Origin of the sequence: Shewanella sp. SM29 (assembly GCF_025654245.1) — a bacterium.
Classification (GTDB): Bacteria; Pseudomonadota; Gammaproteobacteria; order Enterobacterales; family Shewanellaceae; genus Shewanella; species Shewanella oncorhynchi.
Window position 1 is genome coordinate 119,075 of sequence record NZ_JAKKRN010000007.1, and the last position, 18,173, is coordinate 137,247.

Annotated in this window: 16 protein-coding genes; 9 read left to right on the forward strand and 7 right to left on the reverse strand. The window is 44.6% G+C overall.

Features of this window, described 5'->3' with window-relative positions:
* Positions 1–25 precede the first annotated feature (25 nt).
* Both hemL and nhaD read left to right on the forward strand, forming a co-directional pair.
* Entirely contained in the window at positions 26–1,318 is a 1,293-nt protein-coding gene (hemL, locus tag L5L77_RS06990) for a glutamate-1-semialdehyde 2,1-aminomutase (RefSeq protein WP_263184814.1), read from the forward strand.
* A 798-nt stretch (positions 1,319–2,116) separates the two neighbouring features.
* Complete coding sequence (gene nhaD, locus L5L77_RS06995) at positions 2,117–3,364, forward strand: sodium:proton antiporter NhaD (RefSeq protein ID WP_028760859.1); 1,248 nt, start codon at positions 2,117–2,119, stop codon at positions 3,362–3,364.
* Positions 3,365–3,471: 107 nt separating this feature from the next.
* On the opposite strand, the gene L5L77_RS07000 is transcribed toward nhaD, so the two are convergent.
* A complete protein-coding gene (locus L5L77_RS07000; RefSeq protein WP_263186484.1) occupies positions 3,472–4,560 on the reverse strand; it encodes a general secretion pathway protein GspB in 1,089 nt (362 codons plus the stop codon).
* Complete coding sequence (locus tag L5L77_RS07005) at positions 4,560–6,233, reverse strand: ExeA family protein (RefSeq protein WP_263186485.1); 1,674 nt, start codon at positions 6,231–6,233, stop codon at positions 4,560–4,562. The genes L5L77_RS07000 and L5L77_RS07005 overlap by 1 nt, the downstream gene beginning before the upstream one ends.
* Before the next feature lie 178 nt (positions 6,234–6,411).
* Between L5L77_RS07005 and L5L77_RS07010 the strand changes: the two genes are divergently transcribed.
* Both L5L77_RS07010 and L5L77_RS07015 read left to right on the forward strand, forming a co-directional pair.
* On the forward strand, positions 6,412–7,662 hold the full coding sequence (locus L5L77_RS07010) for a multifunctional CCA addition/repair protein (RefSeq protein ID WP_263186486.1): 1,251 nt from the start codon (positions 6,412–6,414) through the stop codon (positions 7,660–7,662).
* A gap of 233 nt (positions 7,663–7,895) precedes the next feature.
* The gene (locus tag L5L77_RS07015) at positions 7,896–8,162 is read left to right on the forward strand and encodes an Lpp/OprI family alanine-zipper lipoprotein (protein ID WP_006080732.1); all 267 of its coding nucleotides are present in this window, start codon (positions 7,896–7,898) and stop codon (positions 8,160–8,162) included.
* Between the two features lie 621 nt (positions 8,163–8,783).
* Here the strand turns inward: L5L77_RS07015 and L5L77_RS07020 are convergent.
* From L5L77_RS07020 to folB, 4 genes are all read right to left on the reverse strand, one after another.
* Entirely contained in the window at positions 8,784–9,626 is an 843-nt protein-coding gene (locus L5L77_RS07020; RefSeq protein WP_263186487.1) for a putative RNA methyltransferase, read from the reverse strand.
* Between the two features lie 118 nt (positions 9,627–9,744).
* Positions 9,745–10,545: an undecaprenyl-diphosphate phosphatase gene (locus L5L77_RS07025; protein WP_168823474.1), complete on the reverse strand. Its 801-nt coding sequence runs from the start codon at positions 10,543–10,545 to the stop codon at positions 9,745–9,747.
* Positions 10,546–10,563: 18 nt separating this feature from the next.
* On the reverse strand, positions 10,564–11,067 hold the full coding sequence (gene folK, locus L5L77_RS07030; protein ID WP_113940689.1) for a 2-amino-4-hydroxy-6-hydroxymethyldihydropteridine diphosphokinase: 504 nt from the start codon (positions 11,065–11,067) through the stop codon (positions 10,564–10,566).
* A gap of 68 nt (positions 11,068–11,135) precedes the next feature.
* The gene (folB, locus tag L5L77_RS07035) at positions 11,136–11,486 is read right to left on the reverse strand and encodes a dihydroneopterin aldolase (protein ID WP_105249889.1); all 351 of its coding nucleotides are present in this window, start codon (positions 11,484–11,486) and stop codon (positions 11,136–11,138) included.
* Positions 11,487–11,754: 268 nt separating this feature from the next.
* Between folB and plsY the strand changes: the two genes are divergently transcribed.
* A complete protein-coding gene (gene plsY, locus L5L77_RS07040) occupies positions 11,755–12,366 on the forward strand; it encodes a glycerol-3-phosphate 1-O-acyltransferase PlsY (RefSeq protein WP_113940690.1) in 612 nt (203 codons plus the stop codon).
* An 83-nt stretch (positions 12,367–12,449) separates the two neighbouring features.
* Here plsY and tsaD read toward each other — a convergent pair whose 3' ends face one another.
* Positions 12,450–13,466: a tRNA (adenosine(37)-N6)-threonylcarbamoyltransferase complex transferase subunit TsaD gene (tsaD, locus tag L5L77_RS07045; RefSeq protein WP_131523062.1), complete on the reverse strand. Its 1,017-nt coding sequence runs from the start codon at positions 13,464–13,466 to the stop codon at positions 12,450–12,452.
* Between the two features lie 215 nt (positions 13,467–13,681).
* Here tsaD and rpsU point away from each other — a divergent pair, with 215 nt between their 5' ends.
* The 4 genes from rpsU to rpoD all read left to right on the forward strand — a co-directional run bounded on the left by rpsU (position 13,682) and on the right by rpoD (position 18,129).
* Positions 13,682–13,897, forward strand: coding sequence for a 30S ribosomal protein S21 (gene rpsU, locus L5L77_RS07050; RefSeq protein ID WP_006080725.1), 216 nt, complete (start codon positions 13,682–13,684; stop codon positions 13,895–13,897).
* Positions 13,898–13,903: 6 nt separating this feature from the next.
* Complete coding sequence (locus tag L5L77_RS07055) at positions 13,904–14,347, forward strand: GatB/YqeY domain-containing protein (protein WP_028760869.1); 444 nt, start codon at positions 13,904–13,906, stop codon at positions 14,345–14,347.
* Between the two features lie 83 nt (positions 14,348–14,430).
* Entirely contained in the window at positions 14,431–16,155 is a 1,725-nt protein-coding gene (gene dnaG, locus L5L77_RS07060; protein ID WP_263200176.1) for a DNA primase, read from the forward strand.
* A gap of 135 nt (positions 16,156–16,290) precedes the next feature.
* The gene (gene rpoD / locus L5L77_RS07065; protein ID WP_131523063.1) at positions 16,291–18,129 is read left to right on the forward strand and encodes an RNA polymerase sigma factor RpoD; all 1,839 of its coding nucleotides are present in this window, start codon (positions 16,291–16,293) and stop codon (positions 18,127–18,129) included.
* The last annotated feature ends 44 nt before the right edge of the window (positions 18,130–18,173 follow it).

Genomic DNA, 18,173 nt, shown 5'->3' on the forward strand with positions numbered 1-18,173 from the left:
TGGCTACAGACTTTAAGGACTAAACATGACCCGTTCCGAAGCGCTATTTGAACAGGCTAAAAAAACCATCCCCGGCGGCGTTAACTCTCCGGTTCGTGCATTTAATGGTGTAGGCGGTTCGCCCCTGTTTATTGAAAAAGCTAACGGCGCTTATATTTACGATGCCGATGGCAAAGCTTATATCGACTATGTCGGTTCTTGGGGCCCGATGATCCTCGGCCACAACCATCCTAAAATCCGTGCAGCTGTATTAGCAGCGGTGGAAAATGGCTTATCTTTTGGTGCGCCAACTGAGCTTGAAGTGCAAATGGCCGAAAAAGTCATCTCTATGGTGCCTTCAATCGAGCAAGTACGCATGGTGAGTTCAGGCACAGAAGCTACTATGAGTGCTATCCGTTTAGCACGCGGTTTTACTAATCGTGACAAGATCTTAAAATTCGAAGGTTGTTACCACGGCCACGCAGATTGCCTGTTAGTGAAAGCGGGTTCTGGCGCACTAACTTTAGGTCAACCTAGCTCACCAGGTATTCCAGAAGATTTCGCCAAACACACCTTAACGGCTGTGTATAACGACTTAGATTCTGTAAGAACCCTGTTCGAGCAGTATCCAACTGAGATTTCTTGCATCATCATCGAGCCCGTTGCTGGCAACATGAACTGTATTCCACCTGTCCCAGGTTTCCTTCAAGGCCTGCGTGATATGTGTGATGAGTTTGGCGCGCTGTTGATTATCGATGAAGTGATGACAGGTTTTCGCGTATCACAAAGCGGCGCTCAAGGTTACTACGGCGTCACACCAGACTTAACCACACTTGGTAAAGTGATTGGCGGCGGCATGCCAGTGGGGGCTTTCGGTGGCCGTAAAGATGTGATGCAATTTATCGCCCCTACGGGTCCGGTTTACCAAGCGGGTACGTTATCGGGTAACCCCATTGCAATGTCAGCGGGTCTGGCACAAATGGAAGCCCTGTGTGAAGAAGGTCTATACGAAGCACTGAGCGCGAAAACCAAACGTATTGCAGAAGGCTTTAAAGCGGCTGCGGATAAGCACGGTATTCCAATGGCAATCAACTATGTTGGTGGCATGTTCGGTTTCTTCTTCACAGAACAACCCGAGATCACTCGTTTCGATCAAGTGACCCAATGTAACATCGAACAGTTCCGTATTTTCTACCACGGCATGCTAGATGAAGGTGTTTACTTAGCACCAAGTGCCTATGAAGCTGGCTTCCTGTCAATGGCCCATGGCGAAGAAGAGATGCGCTTAACCTTAGAAGCGGCTGATCGCGTATTGGCTAGCATGAAAGCGGCAAGCTAAGCCTAAGCTTTAGTATTTAAGCCGTTTAAACATAACAAAGGGACGCCAATGCGTCCCTTTGCTTTTATCCGATTTAATTAGCTTTGTGTCACTTTAATAACGATCAGACTTTTTTGAACCTAAAGCCGATTTAAATATTATCCCAGCCACCATGAATTGTAAGGTCAAGTGGATATGCTCAATAACGTGCTAAGGCCAACCCATCACGCCCAGCGCAATAAGCTGCTTGCCACAATACGTTAACTAAACGAGTGAGCCTAAAAGCAAAAGACTCCAGATAACAAATGTCATTTTCCTCTACTTCAAAAACACAATATCCAGTATTGATACCCAAACAAGCTCAAGACGCAGAATTCTGCAGGACTGAGTGCTAAGAGCACTCTACTTCCGAGTGGCACTCATTCAAAAGACAAGCATTAAAAATGCCTGCCTACATAGGCATGACAATTCAGAAATATCGACCTGAATAAAAATTAATTGAAGAATATGCAAACTAACTGCTTAGACTTTAATCGTAGATCTCACTTTTAACGCGGTAATCAAATCAAACAATACAGTTAATAACGCTGCAGTAATCACAATAACCAATATATAAAACTAATTAGCAACCCAAAAGCATGAGATAGACATCACAAAGAAGCATTAAATTGAGTTACAGCTAACAGTTGCGTTCTCTAGCCCATTATGTTCTGATCCGCACGCGCTAACACGGCTAGCTTAATTTAGCCTTGATATGCTCAATCTTTAGGTTGACTCAAGTCGCCCTACGACATCAAAACAGCAGTTGGAATTGCAGTTATGTTAAATACCTTTCTCATCTTACTGGCCGTGCTCGCATTGCTCAGTATTATTTTCGAAGAAGTGACCCACCTTAATAAAGCAAAAACCACCTTATTCTTTGGTTGTATCTCTTGGGTAGCGCTGTTTATGGCTGCAGGGGAACCGGCTAATGAGAAAATCGTTGCCCATCAGCTCAATGAAAATTTGCTCGAGATTGCCACACTTTGGCTCTTTCTGATGTCGACCATGACCTTCGTAGCATATTTGAATGCTAAGGGTATGATCCAAATCATGGTGCAAAAGCTGTTTCCGCAGAAAGTATCAGTGCGTATGTTAATGATCCAAGTCGCCCTGTTTGCACTCGTGCTCTCAGCATTTTGTGATAACGTCACCGCGACTTTAGTGTCTTTAGGTTTATTAACCACCTTCAAACTCGATAAGCAAATGCGCCGTAGAATGGCAGTGTTGATTATCTTCGCGGTGAACTCAGGCGGTGTGGCCCTGATCACTGGCGATGTGACGACACTGATGATCTTCTTAGCTGGGCATGTGCATATGTCTGAACTGCTGATGTTATTTATCCCATCGGCCGTGAGCGTGATTTTACTGGCAACCCTGTTCTCACTCAAAGCCGAAGGTGTTGTGAGCACGACGCCAATCAAACATACTTATCAAACCGTTGATGTATTGATTGCCCTCGTCTTCTTCTGCACCATTTTAATGACCATGCTACTCAACATATTGTTTGGTATCCCGCCAGTGTTAACCTTCTTAACGGGTCTATCAATTATGTTCCTGATTGGCCATACCACGCGCAGTGATAAAGAAGAAATCAAGATCCTAGAGTATATTCGCCAAGTTGAATACGACACCCTGTTGTTCTTCTTAGGTATTTTACTGCTCGTTGGTATGCTTAAAGAAATTGGCACCTTAGACATGTTGACTGAAGCTTATACTCAGTTTAATCCAAACATCTCTAACTTCGTCACGGGTATGGGCTCAGCCTTAATTGATAACGTACCGCTAACAGCGGCATTGTTAAAAGCCAATCCAGTGCTGAGTACTCCTGAATGGCTTGGCTTGACTTACAGCGTCGGAGTCGGTGGTTCACTGCTGATTATCGGTTCAGCATCAGGTATTGTTGCCATGAGTAAAGTGAAAGAACTGACTTTTGTGAGTTACTTGAAATATGTTCCTGCACTTTTCCTCTGCTACAGCGTCGGTTACGCACTGACCCTATTCTTAGCCAACAGACTGTTTGATTAAGTTGAGATTCACTAAGATCAAAAAAGGCGCCTAGTGCGCCTTTTTTATCAACTACTTATTCATTGTTACCACAAATAACCGCTAGCATGACTTATCGTAATACCTGATTAGATTGCGGGCACCTTAAACTGGGTACCTTGAATATCTAACACTATGTCCCTTGGACGAATAGAGATAATTTTCAGCTTACCAGCAATCATATCCCCTTCTTGTAACTCTGCACCGTCTACATTCAGCCATCTCTGGGCGGGGTCGCTGGAATAAACATGAGCAACGATATTAAATTCAGGCACTTGTAATTGCAGACCTGCAGGTAATTGGCCATATTTCGGAATTTCATCCGCAGCAGTTTTAGGAATAGGATCTAATTTAGCTTCAGTGACATTCGTCTCTGCAGCATTAACATATTCCACATCCTTTAATGCATTTTGAAAGGAAGCCACTAACTTATCTTCATCGCGACTTTTATTGGTCTCTAAACCGACATCTTCCGCCGCGGCACTGACTTGCTGACGCAGGGCTTCAAGACTCGCTAGACCCGACTCATTGGCATTAGCGCCTAACATCATAGGCTGCTGTGCTTGCGTCTCTGCTGCTGGCACAACCGCTTCCTGACTTGCCGCATCAACTTGAGCTGACGTTGACATATAATCTGCGTAGCTTGAATCACTAAAACCCGAATTGCTATCACTTTGAGCCGGCATACCAACAGAATTGGTCGTTATATTCGCGCTAGCATTCATTTCAGGCGCATTTGATACTACAGTCTCAGCCTGAAATTGCGGCGATACCGTTAGCTCGGGTAAAGTCTGCGTCCGAGGAAGCGCCACTTTCCCAGCAAGCCGAACACCTGAAGCAGCACTGGGCTCAACTTGGAGCTCAGAGGCAGATCCAACCGCGTTAGACTGAAGCTCATTTTTAATCCCAGTCGAAGCTGGCAATGATGACGTTGATGGCAGTACATTAGCCACTGCCACAGTATTACTTTGGGGAAGTCGAGTTTTATTCCAAACGCTTAATCCCCAAGCCACACCGATTCCTGCGGCAACTGCAACGACTAATAAAGACAGTTTTCCTATCGGCACACCCGATTTACGAGGCTGTGGATAATTCGCCCTTGGCGTCATCACAGCATCAGGTAACGGTGATTGTTGCTGTTGTTTATTGCGGGTTACGGCATCGAGTAAAATGGACATCAGCTGCGCGCCCCATCATCAGTTAACCGTGGGCCTTGCTGACTTAAATACAAATTTAATCTCACTAATGTTTGATTCCCTGCAATACCATCGGCTTTTAATCCATGCTGACTTTGGAAGGTTTTAAGATCATTTTCCAATTGCACATCAAATTGATTAACCCGACGGGGGCTACGACCATTCACATGGGCTAACGCATTCTCTAACCACTGTAATTGACCAGGACTCGATTTTTGACTGATATCCATCATAGGCAAATTAGGTGCTTGCCATAATATTTCGAAGGTGCCACTGAAATGTTGATTAAACCAAGCTCTATCAACCCAAAGTTGCTGCTCACCCAGTTGCATCAGTAATTGTTCCCCCTCTACCGCAAGCACTGCACCATAAAAATCTTGTTGCTTGTCATCAACCAAATACACGACAGCCGGATAATTAAGCCGAGTCAGTGACATCCAGTTACCCTGCTGTTGATAGCAAGCTAATCCTTGCTCAACCGCCGATTGGCAAGCCGTCAAGCCTTTATAGGGCACTTTGCCCCACACGCTAAATAAACCTGCAAAAGCAGTATCGATATTGCGACTCTGATTAATCGCCTCGTTTAACAGACGCTGATTGGGATCGGGAATGGAAGTCTGACCGCTTGGTTGATTAGTCGGTTTTACTGACTTATCAGCGATGTATTCCCCGCCTAAGGTTTGAGCATTTAATGACGCCACATTAGTTGGCACAGACTCAGAAACCAAATTGGACGCTGGCACCGTATTGACTGACTTATCAGTAAATAACCAATAAGACACACCAAACGCAACACATAACGCCGCAGCAGTTGCTGTCGGCCACAGATATCTATTTTGAGTCGGTTCTTCTTCACCTAATACTTCAGCCGCAGCTTGCCGCACCATATGATGATCTATGGGCACCCGCGATTGTGCATAGCCTGCCATCAGTGAACGTTCACATAAAAGGTTAATTAATCGAGGGATGCCGCCACTGTATTTCTGCAAAACGTTAACGGCTTTACGGGTGAATAAAGGCTCAAACCGCCCTGCCACTTGCAAACGATGCAGCACATAGAGGGCGATTTCATCTTCATTGAGCGGCAATAAATGATAACGAGCCGTGATCCGCTGGGCTAACTGACGCAATTCTTGGCGCTTCAATAACAGCTGTAATTCCGGCTGACCGATTAAAATCACCTGCAATAACTTCTTAGTGTCCGTCTCCAAATTGGTCAGAAGACGCAATTGCTCCAGCACCTCAGGACGTAAATGCTGTGCTTCATCGATAATGAGCACGGTATTACGACCTTTGCTGTGATTCGCCAATAAAAAACGGCTCAAGTGATCAGTCAATTGCTTGAGTGTAGGATTGTCGCCGTAGGAAATTTTAAGCTCATCACAAAGCGTTGCGAGTAATTCAAGCTCAGTTAACGACGGATTAAGGATAAAAGCAGTATCGGTATTGTCGGGTAATTGCCCAAGTAAACAGCGAGATACTGTTGTTTTACCCGTACCGACTTCCCCTGTTAACAACACAAAACCGCCCGTTTCCCCTAACCCATAGGTTAAATGGGCTAACGCCTCTCTGTGCCTATCACTCAGAAACAAATAATGGGGATTGGGTGCAATTGAAAAAGGGTTATCGCTGAGTCCGTAAAAGGCCTTGTACATACCACCAATCATCCTAATTTAAAAATAACGCCCCACGTTAAAGCGTCCCAATGTTATTGTCAAAATATCTGCAACATCAATGTGACAGATAAGTGCGCAAATATCTCGCAACGACTTTATCCATCATCTTAATGAGCGTGATAAGCTATGTTCATGACACATTAGCCGAATCTTGCCTGTGAAAATATATCTCGTCGGCGGTGCTGTACGTGACAGCCTGCTCAATCTTCCCATTAAAGATAAAGATTACCTCGTCGTTGGAGCAACACCAGAACAAATGCTGCAACAGGGTTACCGCCAAGTGGGTAAAGATTTCCCCGTATTTCTACACCCTAAAAATCAACAAGAATATGCTTTAGCCCGAACCGAACGAAAAATTGGTCTGGGTTATGGTGGTTTTAGTTGCCACGCCAGCCCTGATGTGACTTTAGAGCAAGATTTGTTGCGCCGAGATCTAACCATCAATGCCATCGCCCAAGATGAAAAGGGCAACTTATATGATCCTTTCAATGGTATTGAGGATATTAACGCGCGCCTGTTACGCCATGTGTCGGATGCTTTCGTTGAAGATCCACTGCGAGTGTTACGCGTCGCCCGCTTTGCCGCAAGGTTTCATGCCTTAGGATTTGAAATTGCCGCAGAAACCCTGGCACTGATGCGTCAAATTAGCGCAAGCGATGAGCTTAGCGCTTTAACGGCGGAGCGAGTTTGGCAAGAAGTTGATAAAAGTTTAGGCGGACCTCACCCAGAGGTCTTTTTTGAGGTACTGCACCAATGTGCCGCACTCGAAGTCCTATTCCCTGAAATTCACGCCTTATTTGGCATACCTCAACCTGAAAAATGGCATCCTGAAATAGATACTGGCGTGCATACCTTAATGGTGCTCGCTCAAGCCGCACTGCTCACTGAGGATAAAAGCGTTCGGTTTGCCGCCCTAGTACATGATTTGGGCAAAGCACTGAGCCCAAAAGAGCATTTACCAAAGCATCACGGCCACGGCCAGAAAGGCTTGCCACTCATAAAAGCACTCTGTACACGTTTACGAGTACCGAATGAGGCACGCGATCTGGCGTTGCTCGTCAGCGACCAACATCAGAACGTCCATCAGGCATTCGAGCTCAGAGCCGAAACTATCGTTAAAATATTCGATAAAGCTGACTTTTGGCGTAAACCAGAGCGCTTAACGCAACTTATATTAGCTTGCACCGCAGATATGCGTGGCCGCACAGGATTTGAAAACATCCCATATCCTCAGGGAGAGTATTTAACTCAGTGCTTCACTGTCGCCAATAATGTCGATATTGCCGCCATCATTGCCACTGGTTTCCAAGGCGCAGAGATAAAACAAGCCGTAAATTTACATCGAGTTGAAGCCGTCTGTCAGTTTAAACAAAAAATGCAAACAAAACTGCCGACGGATAACCAGTAATTTGTAAAGGATTTGTAAGTCGTGCATCACTGCATGGTGAATAATGCCCCTTTTTACGATTAGAAATGTCGATATCACATAGAAAAAAAGCTTTTAAAAAAAATTTATATGCCTATAGTGGTTAAACACATTAATATTCGTAGCAAATTAAAATAGCTATGTCATAATTAGGCAGTTTCGCTTACAAAGTAACGAAACATTCAAATCCAACCTATTTTAAGGGATTTTTTACAATGAACAAAAAAGTACTGATGATTGCTGGTTTAGCAATGACTGCCCTACTAGGTGGTTGCGCGAACACTACTGCTCTGGAAGAAAGCGTTGCAACTCTGGGCAACAAAGTTGATCAATTGTCAGCTGATGTTGGTTCTCTGAAATCAGAGCAAAGCAAACTGTCTGCAGACGTTAAAGATGCAAAAGCAGCATCTATGGACGCACAAGCAGAAGCTAAACGCGCAAACGACCGTTTAGACAACGTTGCTTCTCGTTACAAGAAGTAATGAAAGGTAATTTAGCTTACTATTTAGTAAGTTAAGACAAAAGGCTTAAGAAAGATGAAAGCGATAAGCACATCAATCTAAGCCTTTTTTTATGCCTGCAATTCAAGATTGCCATGCAAAGAATAGCGAATGCTGCAATACAAAATCGCTAAATTGGTTTTAAACTTCCAAAAGCATGTTAAAGGCGATTCGCCTACCTCCCCCTAAAAGTTAGCCTTGGCATACTTCTGTATAAACGAGTGCTATTCCTCTTTTAAATAAAGTCGCGTTATTAATCTAAACTTCTCGTTTGCATTTTTAAGCATCCCTAACAATCAGCCTCATTTATCATAAAAAATGTATTTATGGGAAGTGAAAGCTATTAATTTAAAGCACAGCTATAGATAAAAAAATCGAGGTTATATGGGAAACAAAGGCAATAAGAAGGTTGTATTTGTCACTGAACAAATAGGCCTAAAGTTAAAAATAATAACACCTCCAGCCTATCCAACATAAAAATAACATCAAAACGTCAAACAGAATCATAGACTTGAGTAATATAGCCTTTTAAAACATCAAAAAACCATCTAACTAAGCCTATGAATTGTCTTAAAATTAACCGCATCGACTGCAAGTTTTAACCTATAGCGATTCACTCACGCGTTTATGTGCTAAGACTAATACATAGTCAATTTCTAGCGACTCAAAATGATTAGCTTGAATATCGTGTTTCATCTTGTCAGTTGCACGCCACGCATAGGGTGCCATATCCAATAACGTTAATGCCTGTTCACCGGTAACTGATAAAGTAAAGCGCAGTGACTGAGTTTCTTTTACCAATAATGCTGAGGGTAAATTCACTTGGAAAGGTTTTTCAGCCAAGTCGGAATAAATATATTCTCTGAGTTGCCATAGATGTCGTGGCCCAGGCATAACCAGTAACATGGTCCCATCATCTTTCAATACCCTGACTGACTCTTTTCCCTTTAACGGCCTATCAATAACAGTAATAAAATCCACACAATTATCGGCAAAGGGTAATTTTTTAGAAGAGCTTAAACACAAGATCCCAGGAGTCTGCGCTTTTGCTGCAGCAAAAATAGCATTTTCTGCGTCCGCTACACCCACATACTGGACGTTTCGCGGATTTTCGACCTCTGCCAACTTGGAAGCTAAAGCACGCAAATAGAAGCCCTCAGCACATTCATAATCCAATAAACAAGCGTCAGGCTTGATAGAGTCGGTGATTATCTCAGCCAATTTATCGATTAAAGGCAAAAAGATGCCTGATTCGAGAAGAAAACGCTTAGCCCTAACTTGCTCGCGCGAATCCCCTGTCGGCTTTTGGCGTTGTGGTTTAGTAAAAACCCAATAACCTTGCTCATTTCGATCAAAATGATGCTTATTTACACAATAAAAACCTTGGGAGGCTTTGTGTTGTTTTAACGCAAGTCCGCAGGTTGGACACTGATATTCGAGACCCATATAAAGCTCCAAAAATAAATTAAGCTTCAGAAAAAAGAGGAAGCTCCAAAAACAAAAATCGGGTACTTGACCCGATTCTATTATTCATAATTTCACTATGATGACTAAGCTGGAATGACTACAAAAAAATAAATCCACACAGCACAGCACCCAGTGCCAAACGGTAAATAACAAACGGGGTCATTCCCATGCGGCTGATGATTTTCAAGAAATAATGAATACATGCATAAGCTGCAACAAAGGAAATCAAAGTGCCTAAGATCAATGCTTGATAATCAATTGGCAGCTCGCTTTCCGCCAAATCTTTACCCACTAAAATTGCCGCGCCTAAGCTCACAGGCACTGACATTAAGAATGAAAAGCGAGCCGCAGCATCTCGACTCAAACCTAGCATTAGCGCCGCGGTCATAGTGGCACCAGAACGTGAAGTTCCAGGGATTAAAGCAAGCGCCTGGGCGAAACCAATTAACAAGGCTTTGCGCCATCCAGTCTGATAGATTGTTAAATCGCGGCGCGACATCTTATCAGCCCACCACAGCAATAAACCAAAAACGACTGTCGTGACCGCGATAACCTCTGTATTACGTAGGTGAGTTGCAATAAAATCCTTAGCCATAAAACCAAAAAATACAGCGGGTAACGTCGCCAGAATAATCCACCATGCCAGCTTGCTGTCTTCGGATTGCTGACCTTTAAAAATGCTTGCAACCCAAGCATTAAACATAGTCCATAACTCGTGTCTAAAATAAATCACCACAGCAAATAACGACCCTGTATTCACCGCCACGTCGAATGACAAACCTTGATCTTCCCAGCCTAAAAGCTGTGCAGGCAGAATTAAGTGTGCAGAACTAGAAATAGGTAAAAACTCAGTTAGCCCTTGAATAAGCGCTAAAATAATGACCTGAAACGTATCCATGACAATCCTATCAATAAATTAAAACGTCAGCCCTTGGGGCCATTCAAACATCACAGGCCAAAGTCGCTGTGACTCTTTATCATACTCTTGCCACAAACTGGCATAGCTTTTATCAACCACAGGATGAATCAATTCCGGCGCTAACTCGGCTAATGGCCATAACACAAAGGCATTATTAACTATCTCTGCACGGGGGAGCGTAACGGGCGTTTCACATACCACATGGTCATAAAGCAGCAGGTCTAAATCTAAAGTTCTTGGGCTAAACTTCTTCGCCCCGACAAGCCGGCCGTGATTCTGCTCGATTTGCTTAAACTGCGCAACTACCGCAGCAATATTAAGGTCAGTTTCAGCACTAGCAACCATATTCAGAAAGTTAGTGCCACTAAAACCTACCGCTTCACTTTCATACATAGAAGATAGGCGCAGCGGCCCAAAACACGCTCGCAGTGATATTAATCCCGCTTGCAAATGCTGTTCAGGCTCGATATTACTACCTAGACTGATATAAATACGTGCCATGCAATGTCCAATTTATCTGAAGATAAACATGATTTCTTAATCAACAGTCGAGTTGATCAAACTCTTATCTAACGTGAACGCTCTATCTCAACGCCAACCGATGCGGCAGTGGCTACAGCCCCTGGCTTCATCACGACAACTTTCACCCAAGTCACGTTAAATTCTTGAAGTAAGCAATCCGCTACGCGCTCGGCAACCGTTTCGATTAACTCGATTGGATGCTCAGTAATAAGTTCTGTTAATCGATTGGAAACTGTCTCATAGCAAAGCGCATATTGATAATCGTCTGTCGCGGCGGCTGGTTTGTTATCCCACGCCATATCTAAATCTAGCAAAAGGCTCTGATGGATTGTCTTTTCCCACTCATAGACACCAATCACAGTATCGACGCGTAATTGCCGTATAAGTACTTTATCCATGCTTTCTCCAACTAACTTACTACTATGAGGTCTGATAAGCTAAAAGCGATCCTAGCTGTATAATCCGCAATCTTCTGACAGATAACTAATTTGCTTTCTACTCGAGCCAATCCACAGTAGGATAACGCCCTAAAAGGATTTGCTCATTCAGAAAATATCTCAACCTCAAATGGGCGAGTTATTCCACAAACCTATAGCGGGATTGACAACTGAGTCAGCTTTTTAAATTGTTGCGCGATAATACCTTAAGACGCGTAAGGAAACCAATGTGAGTCCATTAACACTGACACTTTTGATGATTTTGGCCGCCTATTTGGCAGGTTCAATCTCGAGTGCTGTGCTGGTTTGTAGAATGAGGGGTTTACCCGATCCAAGATTACAGGGTTCAGGTAATCCGGGAGCCACCAATGTACTGCGAATTGGCGGCGCGAGTTCGGCTGCCATGGTGTTGTTTTTCGACATGCTCAAAGGCGCCCTGCCATCTTATTTAGCCTATCTGATGGGCATAGATGCAGTCTCACTCGGACTTATCGCTATCGCCGCCTGCCTTGGGCATATTTATCCCGTATTTTTTGGATTTAAGGGGGGGAAAGGTGTCGCAACAGCTTTTGGTGCTATGGCTCCCATTGGCGATGATTTAGCCATTTGCTTAATGGCATCTTGGATTGTTCTACTCTTAATTAGCCGCTACTCGTCCCTTGCAGCCATTCTGACGGCCTTACTTGCACCACTTTATACTTGGTTGTTAGACGACAGATTTACCATTCCCGTTGCCATGCTATCGACGCTTATCATTATTCGTCATAAAGACAATATCCAACGGTTACTTAAAGGTGAAGAGTCCAAAGTTTCACGTAAAAAAACGCCTAAAAAATCTTAATGTGACAACATTATCCCAATAAAAAACTGCGCTATAAGCGCAGTTTTTTTGTCTCAACATAACCTATCAACATCAAAGGCGTTTTATGCCACAGGTGGCAAGGTATCTAACGGCCATCTTGGCTGACCTTTTACCGCCAAATCTTCGTGCTGCCCCGCCTTTAAACGCTGCAATCCTGCAAAGGCAATCATGGCGCCGTTATCGGTACAAAACTCACCACGGGGATAAAATACTTGTCCACCAAGCGAGCTCATCATTTCAGCCAAGGTTTCTCTTAAGCGCGTATTCGCACTCACGCCACCGGCGATCACTAAGCGGTTATAGCCTGTTTGCTTCAGTGCACGGCGACATTTAATCGCTAGCGTATCAACCACAGCTTCTTCAAAAGCACGCGCAATATTGGCTCGAGTCTGTTCATCGTCAGGTTCGGCAGCAATGGTATTTGCGGTAAAGGTTTTTAGACCCGAAAAGCTAAAATCGAGTCCAGGTCTATCGGTCATAGGCCGCGGAAACTTATACCCTGCAGGTAAACCTTTAGCAGCAAGCTTTGCTAAACGCGGACCGCCGGGATAATCCAGCCCCATTAACTTAGCTGTTTTATCAAACGCTTCACCCGCAGCATCATCAACAGACTCGCCTAATACTTCATAGCGGCCAATTCCATCGACTTTAACCAACATAGAATGGCCACCAGAGACCAATAAGGCCACAAATGGGAACTCGGGCGCGTCATCTTCAAGCATCGGCGCCAGTAGATGTCCTTCCATATGATGCACACCAATAGCAGGCTTGTCCCAAGCAAATGCCAGAGACCGCCCCACACAGGCGCCAACAAGCAAAGCACCAATCAAACCTGGGCCCTTGGTATAGGCAATCCCATCGAGATCAGCAATTTCAGTATTCGCATCTTTCAGCGCTTGACGAATAAGCGGCACAATTTTGCGTACATGGTCACGCGACGCCAACTCAGGCACCACACCACCATAGTCAGCATGCAGCTTAACCTGACTGTATAAAGTATGAGATAATAAGCCCAGTTCATCGTCATAGACGGCGATACCTGTCTCGTCACAGGATGTTTCAATACCTAAAACCCGCATGGTGTCTCATCAATTGCTAACTAAAGGGCGCCAATTCTACCTGCAAGCGCTCGATTACTCCAGTCGCGCAGGCCATATTGAGTCCACTATAGGACTGAGCTCAGTTTTAGGGCTTTACAAGCCTAGGTGTCTCGGTATAAAATTCCGCACCATTTTAAATAGACTTGGTTCGAGCAATTGAACCAGAACAACCTACACCTAAGGGGTGATGGCGTATGCCAATTATTAAAGTACGTGAAAACGAACCATTCGACGTAGCTCTGCGTCGTTTCAAGCGCTCTTGTGAAAAAGCTGGTATTTTAGCCGACGTGCGTGCTCGTGAATTCTACGAGAAGCCAACTACTGCACGTAAGCGCGCAAAAGCAGCTGCAGTTAAACGTTTAGCTAAGAAGCTTTCTCGCGAAAACGCACGTCGCGTACGTTTATATTAATCTCATATGAGCCTAATTGATCAGCTAAAAGACCATATGAAACAGGCCATGATCGCCAAAGAGAAGGCGCGCTTGAGCACTATTCGTATGGCATTAGCCGCCATCAAGCAGATTGAAGTGGATACCCGCGAATCTCTGACTGATGAACAGGTTATAGCGGTCTTAACCAAAATGGTGAAACAACGTCGTGACTCGATTGCTCAATTTGAAGCAGCGGGTCGTAACGAGTTGGCCGACGTGGAAGCAGCAGAGATTCAAGTTATTGAAGCTTTCCTGCCTACCCCTCTTACAGAGGCGGAAATCGCGGCGCTCATCGATGCAACTATTGTAGAAGTAGGTGCATCCGCCATGGCGGATATGGGCAAAGTAATGGGAGCATTGAAATCTAAAGTGCAAGGACGTGCAGACATGGGCGCTATCGGCGCTATGATCCGTGCTAAATTGCAATAATTAGCGTTTCACTGTATGAACAAGCCGTGCCTATGCGCGGCTTGTTTGTTTAAATTCGCGCAAGGCGGGATTTTAAGCACTCAATGGCAATACCTCGTGATTTTATCAATGAGCTAATCGCTCGCACTGACATAGTCGAACTTATCGATCGTAAGGTGCCCTTGAAAAAGGCGGGTAAGAACTACTCGGCCTGTTGTCCTTTTCATAGCGAAAAATCACCTTCGTTTACCGTCAGCCGTGATAAACAGTTCTATCATTGCTTTGGCTGCGGTGCTCACGGCAACGCCATCGATTTTGTGATGGAGTATGACCGACTCGATTTTATTGATGCCATTGAAGATTTGGCGGGCCAGCTTGGATTAGAGGTTCCCAGAGAACAAGGCACAGGCAAGCGACATGATGAAGGTTTAAGTCGTGACTTATATCAACTCATGGAAGAAGCGAGCCTTTACTTTCAAAACCAACTTAGACAACACCAAGATAAACAAAAAGTTATCGATTATCTTGCCTATCGCGGTTTATCCGATGATGTAGTAGAACATTTTGGTATTGGCTTTGCGCCAGACGGTTGGGATGGCTTATTGGGCCGCTATCGTCAGAATCAAGATGCGCAGGATAAGTTACTGACTGCGGGTATGTTAATTAGCAACGACAGTGGGAAACGTTACGACAGATTTCGTGACCGCCTCATGTTTCCTATCCGCGACAGGCGCGGACGAGTCATTGGTTTTGGTGGCAGAGTTTTAGGTGATGGCACACCCAAATACTTGAATTCTCCAGAAACGCCCATATTTCATAAGGGCAATGAGCTTTATGGTCTCTATGAACTAAAGCAGCGCTATCGCGATCCAGACAAAGTACTGATCGTTGAAGGCTATATGGATGTGGTGGCATTAGCGCAATTTGGCGTCGATTACGCTGTCGCATCATTAGGCACCTCGACCACAGCAGAGCAATTTCAGCTTTTGCTGCGCAGCGCTAAAGAAGTGATTTGCTGTTACGACGGCGACAGGGCAGGTACTGAAGCGGCATGGCGCGCCTTAGAAACAGCATTGCCATTATTAAAGCCGGGCGATCAAGTGCGATTTATGTTCCTGCCTCAGGCCGAAGATCCTGATTCTATGGTACGTAAAATTGGTAAAGATGCATTTGAAACCTTAATGGACTCTGCCATTGCACTACCCGAGTTTCTGTTTGATACGTTAGCGACAAAATACGGTACAGATAAAGGCAACTTAGCGAAACAAGCTTTTATCTTAATTGAAAAAATTCAAGACACTGTGCTGCAAAATTTACTACTTGAGAACTTAGCTCACAAGTTAGGAATGAACAGCTCTGAAGATATGAAAAAGAAGCTAGGCTTTAGCGTGAAACAAGCTAAACCAATGGCAAGTAAAGGATTAAAAGGACGCGGTACACCATTGCGACTCGCCATCGCACTGCTAGTACAACATCCTAAACTGGGTATGGGTTTACCCCCACAACCCGCACTCGCCCACTTGCAGATGCCAGGCATAGAATTGCTGCCACTGTTATTGGAGATGACTCGAGAGCAAACGTTAAACAGCGCACAACTACTTGAACAATTCAGAGAGCACCCTTACAGCGGCACTCTCCATAAATTGGCCCAATGGGACCATCAAGTGGCGGATGAAAACTTGCTCGAAAAGTTTAAACAAACCCTGGTTTGGTTGAACAATCAATATATTGAACAACGATATCAGGAATTGAGTCTAAAACAGACTCATACAAAAGAAGAGAAGATGCAGCTCTCGAAGCTGATCTCAGTCATGAAAGGGTTAAACTGAGGCAAAAATGTCCTCATTCGCTACCCCAGTGACTAGCACAGATATGTGCACACGGCTATAATTGACGATTTGCGCGGCACTTGGCTTATGCTAAGTGTCCGTCGTTGTAACAGTTTCCCAACTTGGATGATATCTATGGATCATACTCCGCAGTCGCAACTTAAGCTGTTGCTTGCCAAAGGTAAAGAGCAAGGTTACTTAACCTATGCAGAAGTGAACGATCACTTACCTGCAGACATGGTCGATTCTGACCAGATCGAAGATATTATCCAGATGATAAATGACATGGGTATCCGGGTGTTCGAAGAAGCCCCCGATGCCGATGACATGATGATGTCGGAAGACAACACAGACGAAGATGCAGCAGAAGAAGCCGCCGCAGCACTGGCAACAGTAGAAAGCGAACTTGGCCGCACAACCGATCCCGTACGCATGTACATGCGTGAAATGGGTACCGTTGAGCTTCTGACCCGCGAAGGCGAAATTGTTATCGCCAAACGCATCGAAGAAGGCATCAACACAGTTCAAAGTTCAGTCGCCGAATATCCACAAGCGATCGCTATGATCCTTGAGCAATTCGACCAATTTGAAGCCGACGAACTGCGCTTATCTGATATTATCTCTGGATTTGTAAACCCGGACGAAGATGACGTCGCCCCGACGGCCACTCACATCGGCTCAGAATTATCTGAAGAAGAGCTGGACGATGAAGATGACGAAGAGGATGACGATGACAGCGAAGATGAAGAAGAAGGCAACAAAGGGCCTGATCCTGAAGAAGCTCGAGAAAGATTCGGTCAACTTAGAGCCGCTTACGAAAGCGCACTGAAAATTATCGAAGCTAAGGGCCGTGAACACCCTGAATCGGTAAAAGCCCTCTTCGAAATCGGCGAAATCTTCAAAGAATTCCGCTTAGTGCCTAAGCAGTTTGACCGTTTAGTCAAAAGCATGCGCACTATGATGGACCGCGTGCGTGTTCAAGAACGTTTAGTATTAAAACTGTGCGTTGAACAAGCCAAAATGCCGAAGAAAAACTTCGTCAAATTCTTTACCGGCAACGAAACCAACCTCGATTGGTTCAATACTGAGAAAGCCTCAACGAAACCTTATGCCGAAGGCCTAAGAATGGTTGAAGATGATGTCATTCGTTGTCGCAGCAAACTTGCTGCAGTAGAAGAAGAAACTGGCTTAGCGATTTCTGCCATAAAAGACATCAACCGTCGTATGTCAATCGGTGAAGCCAAAGCACGCCGTGCGAAGAAAGAAATGGTTGAAGCGAACTTACGTCTAGTAATTTCTATCGCGAAGAAATACACCAACCGTGGTCTGCAATTCTTGGACTTAATCCAAGAAGGTAACATTGGCTTAATGAAAGCCGTAGATAAATTCGAATACCGTCGTGGTTACAAATTTTCGACCTATGCAACTTGGTGGATCCGTCAGGCGATTACCCGTTCTATCGCCGATCAAGCGCGCACGATTCGTATTCCAGTACATATGATCGAAACGATCAACAAGCTGAACCGTATCTCTCGCCAAATGCTACAGGAAATGGGCCGCGAGCCTTCACCTGAAGAACTGGCTGAGCGTATGATGATGCCGGAAGATAAGATCCGTAAGGTACTGAAAATAGCTAAAGAACCTATCTCCATGGAAACCCCAATCGGTGACGATGAAGATTCGCATTTAGGTGATTTTATCGAGGATACTACCCTCGAATTACCACTGGATTCAGCGACCAGCGAAAGCTTGAAAAACGCCACTCACGAAGTGTTAGCAGGTCTAACCGCCCGTGAAGCGAAAGTACTGCGTATGCGTTTTGGTATCGATATGAACACTGACCACACACTTGAAGAAGTGGGTAAACAGTTTGACGTGACCCGCGAGCGTATTCGACAAATTGAAGCTAAAGCGCTGCGCAAGCTTCGCCACCCTTCACGCTCAGAAATATTAAAATCGTTCTTAGATGAATAGTTGGATATAAAATCCACACTAAGCTAAAACGACAAAGCCCTGCT

Bases quoted from the DNA above. Each gene is read 5' to 3' on its own strand.
- hemL (WP_263184814.1), top strand. From the start codon at position 26: ATGACCCGTTCCGAAGCGCTATTTGAACAGGCTAAAAAAACCATCCCC.
- nhaD (WP_028760859.1), top strand. From the start codon at position 2,117: ATGTTAAATACCTTTCTCATCTTACTGGCCGTGCTCGCATTGCTCAGT.
- L5L77_RS07000 (WP_263186484.1), bottom strand. From the start codon at position 4,560: ATGTCCATTTTACTCGATGCCGTAACCCGCAATAAACAACAGCAACAA.
- L5L77_RS07005 (WP_263186485.1), bottom strand. From the start codon at position 6,233: ATGTACAAGGCCTTTTACGGACTCAGCGATAACCCTTTTTCAATTGCA.
- L5L77_RS07015 (WP_006080732.1), top strand. From the start codon at position 7,896: ATGAACAAAAAAGTACTGATGATTGCTGGTTTAGCAATGACTGCCCTA.
- L5L77_RS07020 (WP_263186487.1), bottom strand. From the start codon at position 9,626: ATGGGTCTCGAATATCAGTGTCCAACCTGCGGACTTGCGTTAAAACAA.
- L5L77_RS07025 (WP_168823474.1), bottom strand. From the start codon at position 10,545: ATGGATACGTTTCAGGTCATTATTTTAGCGCTTATTCAAGGGCTAACT.
- folK (WP_113940689.1), bottom strand. From the start codon at position 11,067: ATGGCACGTATTTATATCAGTCTAGGTAGTAATATCGAGCCTGAACAG.
- folB (WP_105249889.1), bottom strand. From the start codon at position 11,486: ATGGATAAAGTACTTATACGGCAATTACGCGTCGATACTGTGATTGGT.
- tsaD (WP_131523062.1), bottom strand. From the start codon at position 13,466: ATGCGGGTTTTAGGTATTGAAACATCCTGTGACGAGACAGGTATCGCC.
- rpsU (WP_006080725.1), top strand. From the start codon at position 13,682: ATGCCAATTATTAAAGTACGTGAAAACGAACCATTCGACGTAGCTCTG.
- L5L77_RS07055 (WP_028760869.1), top strand. From the start codon at position 13,904: ATGAGCCTAATTGATCAGCTAAAAGACCATATGAAACAGGCCATGATC.
- dnaG (WP_263200176.1), top strand. From the start codon at position 14,431: ATGGCAATACCTCGTGATTTTATCAATGAGCTAATCGCTCGCACTGAC.
- rpoD (WP_131523063.1), top strand. From the start codon at position 16,291: ATGGATCATACTCCGCAGTCGCAACTTAAGCTGTTGCTTGCCAAAGGT.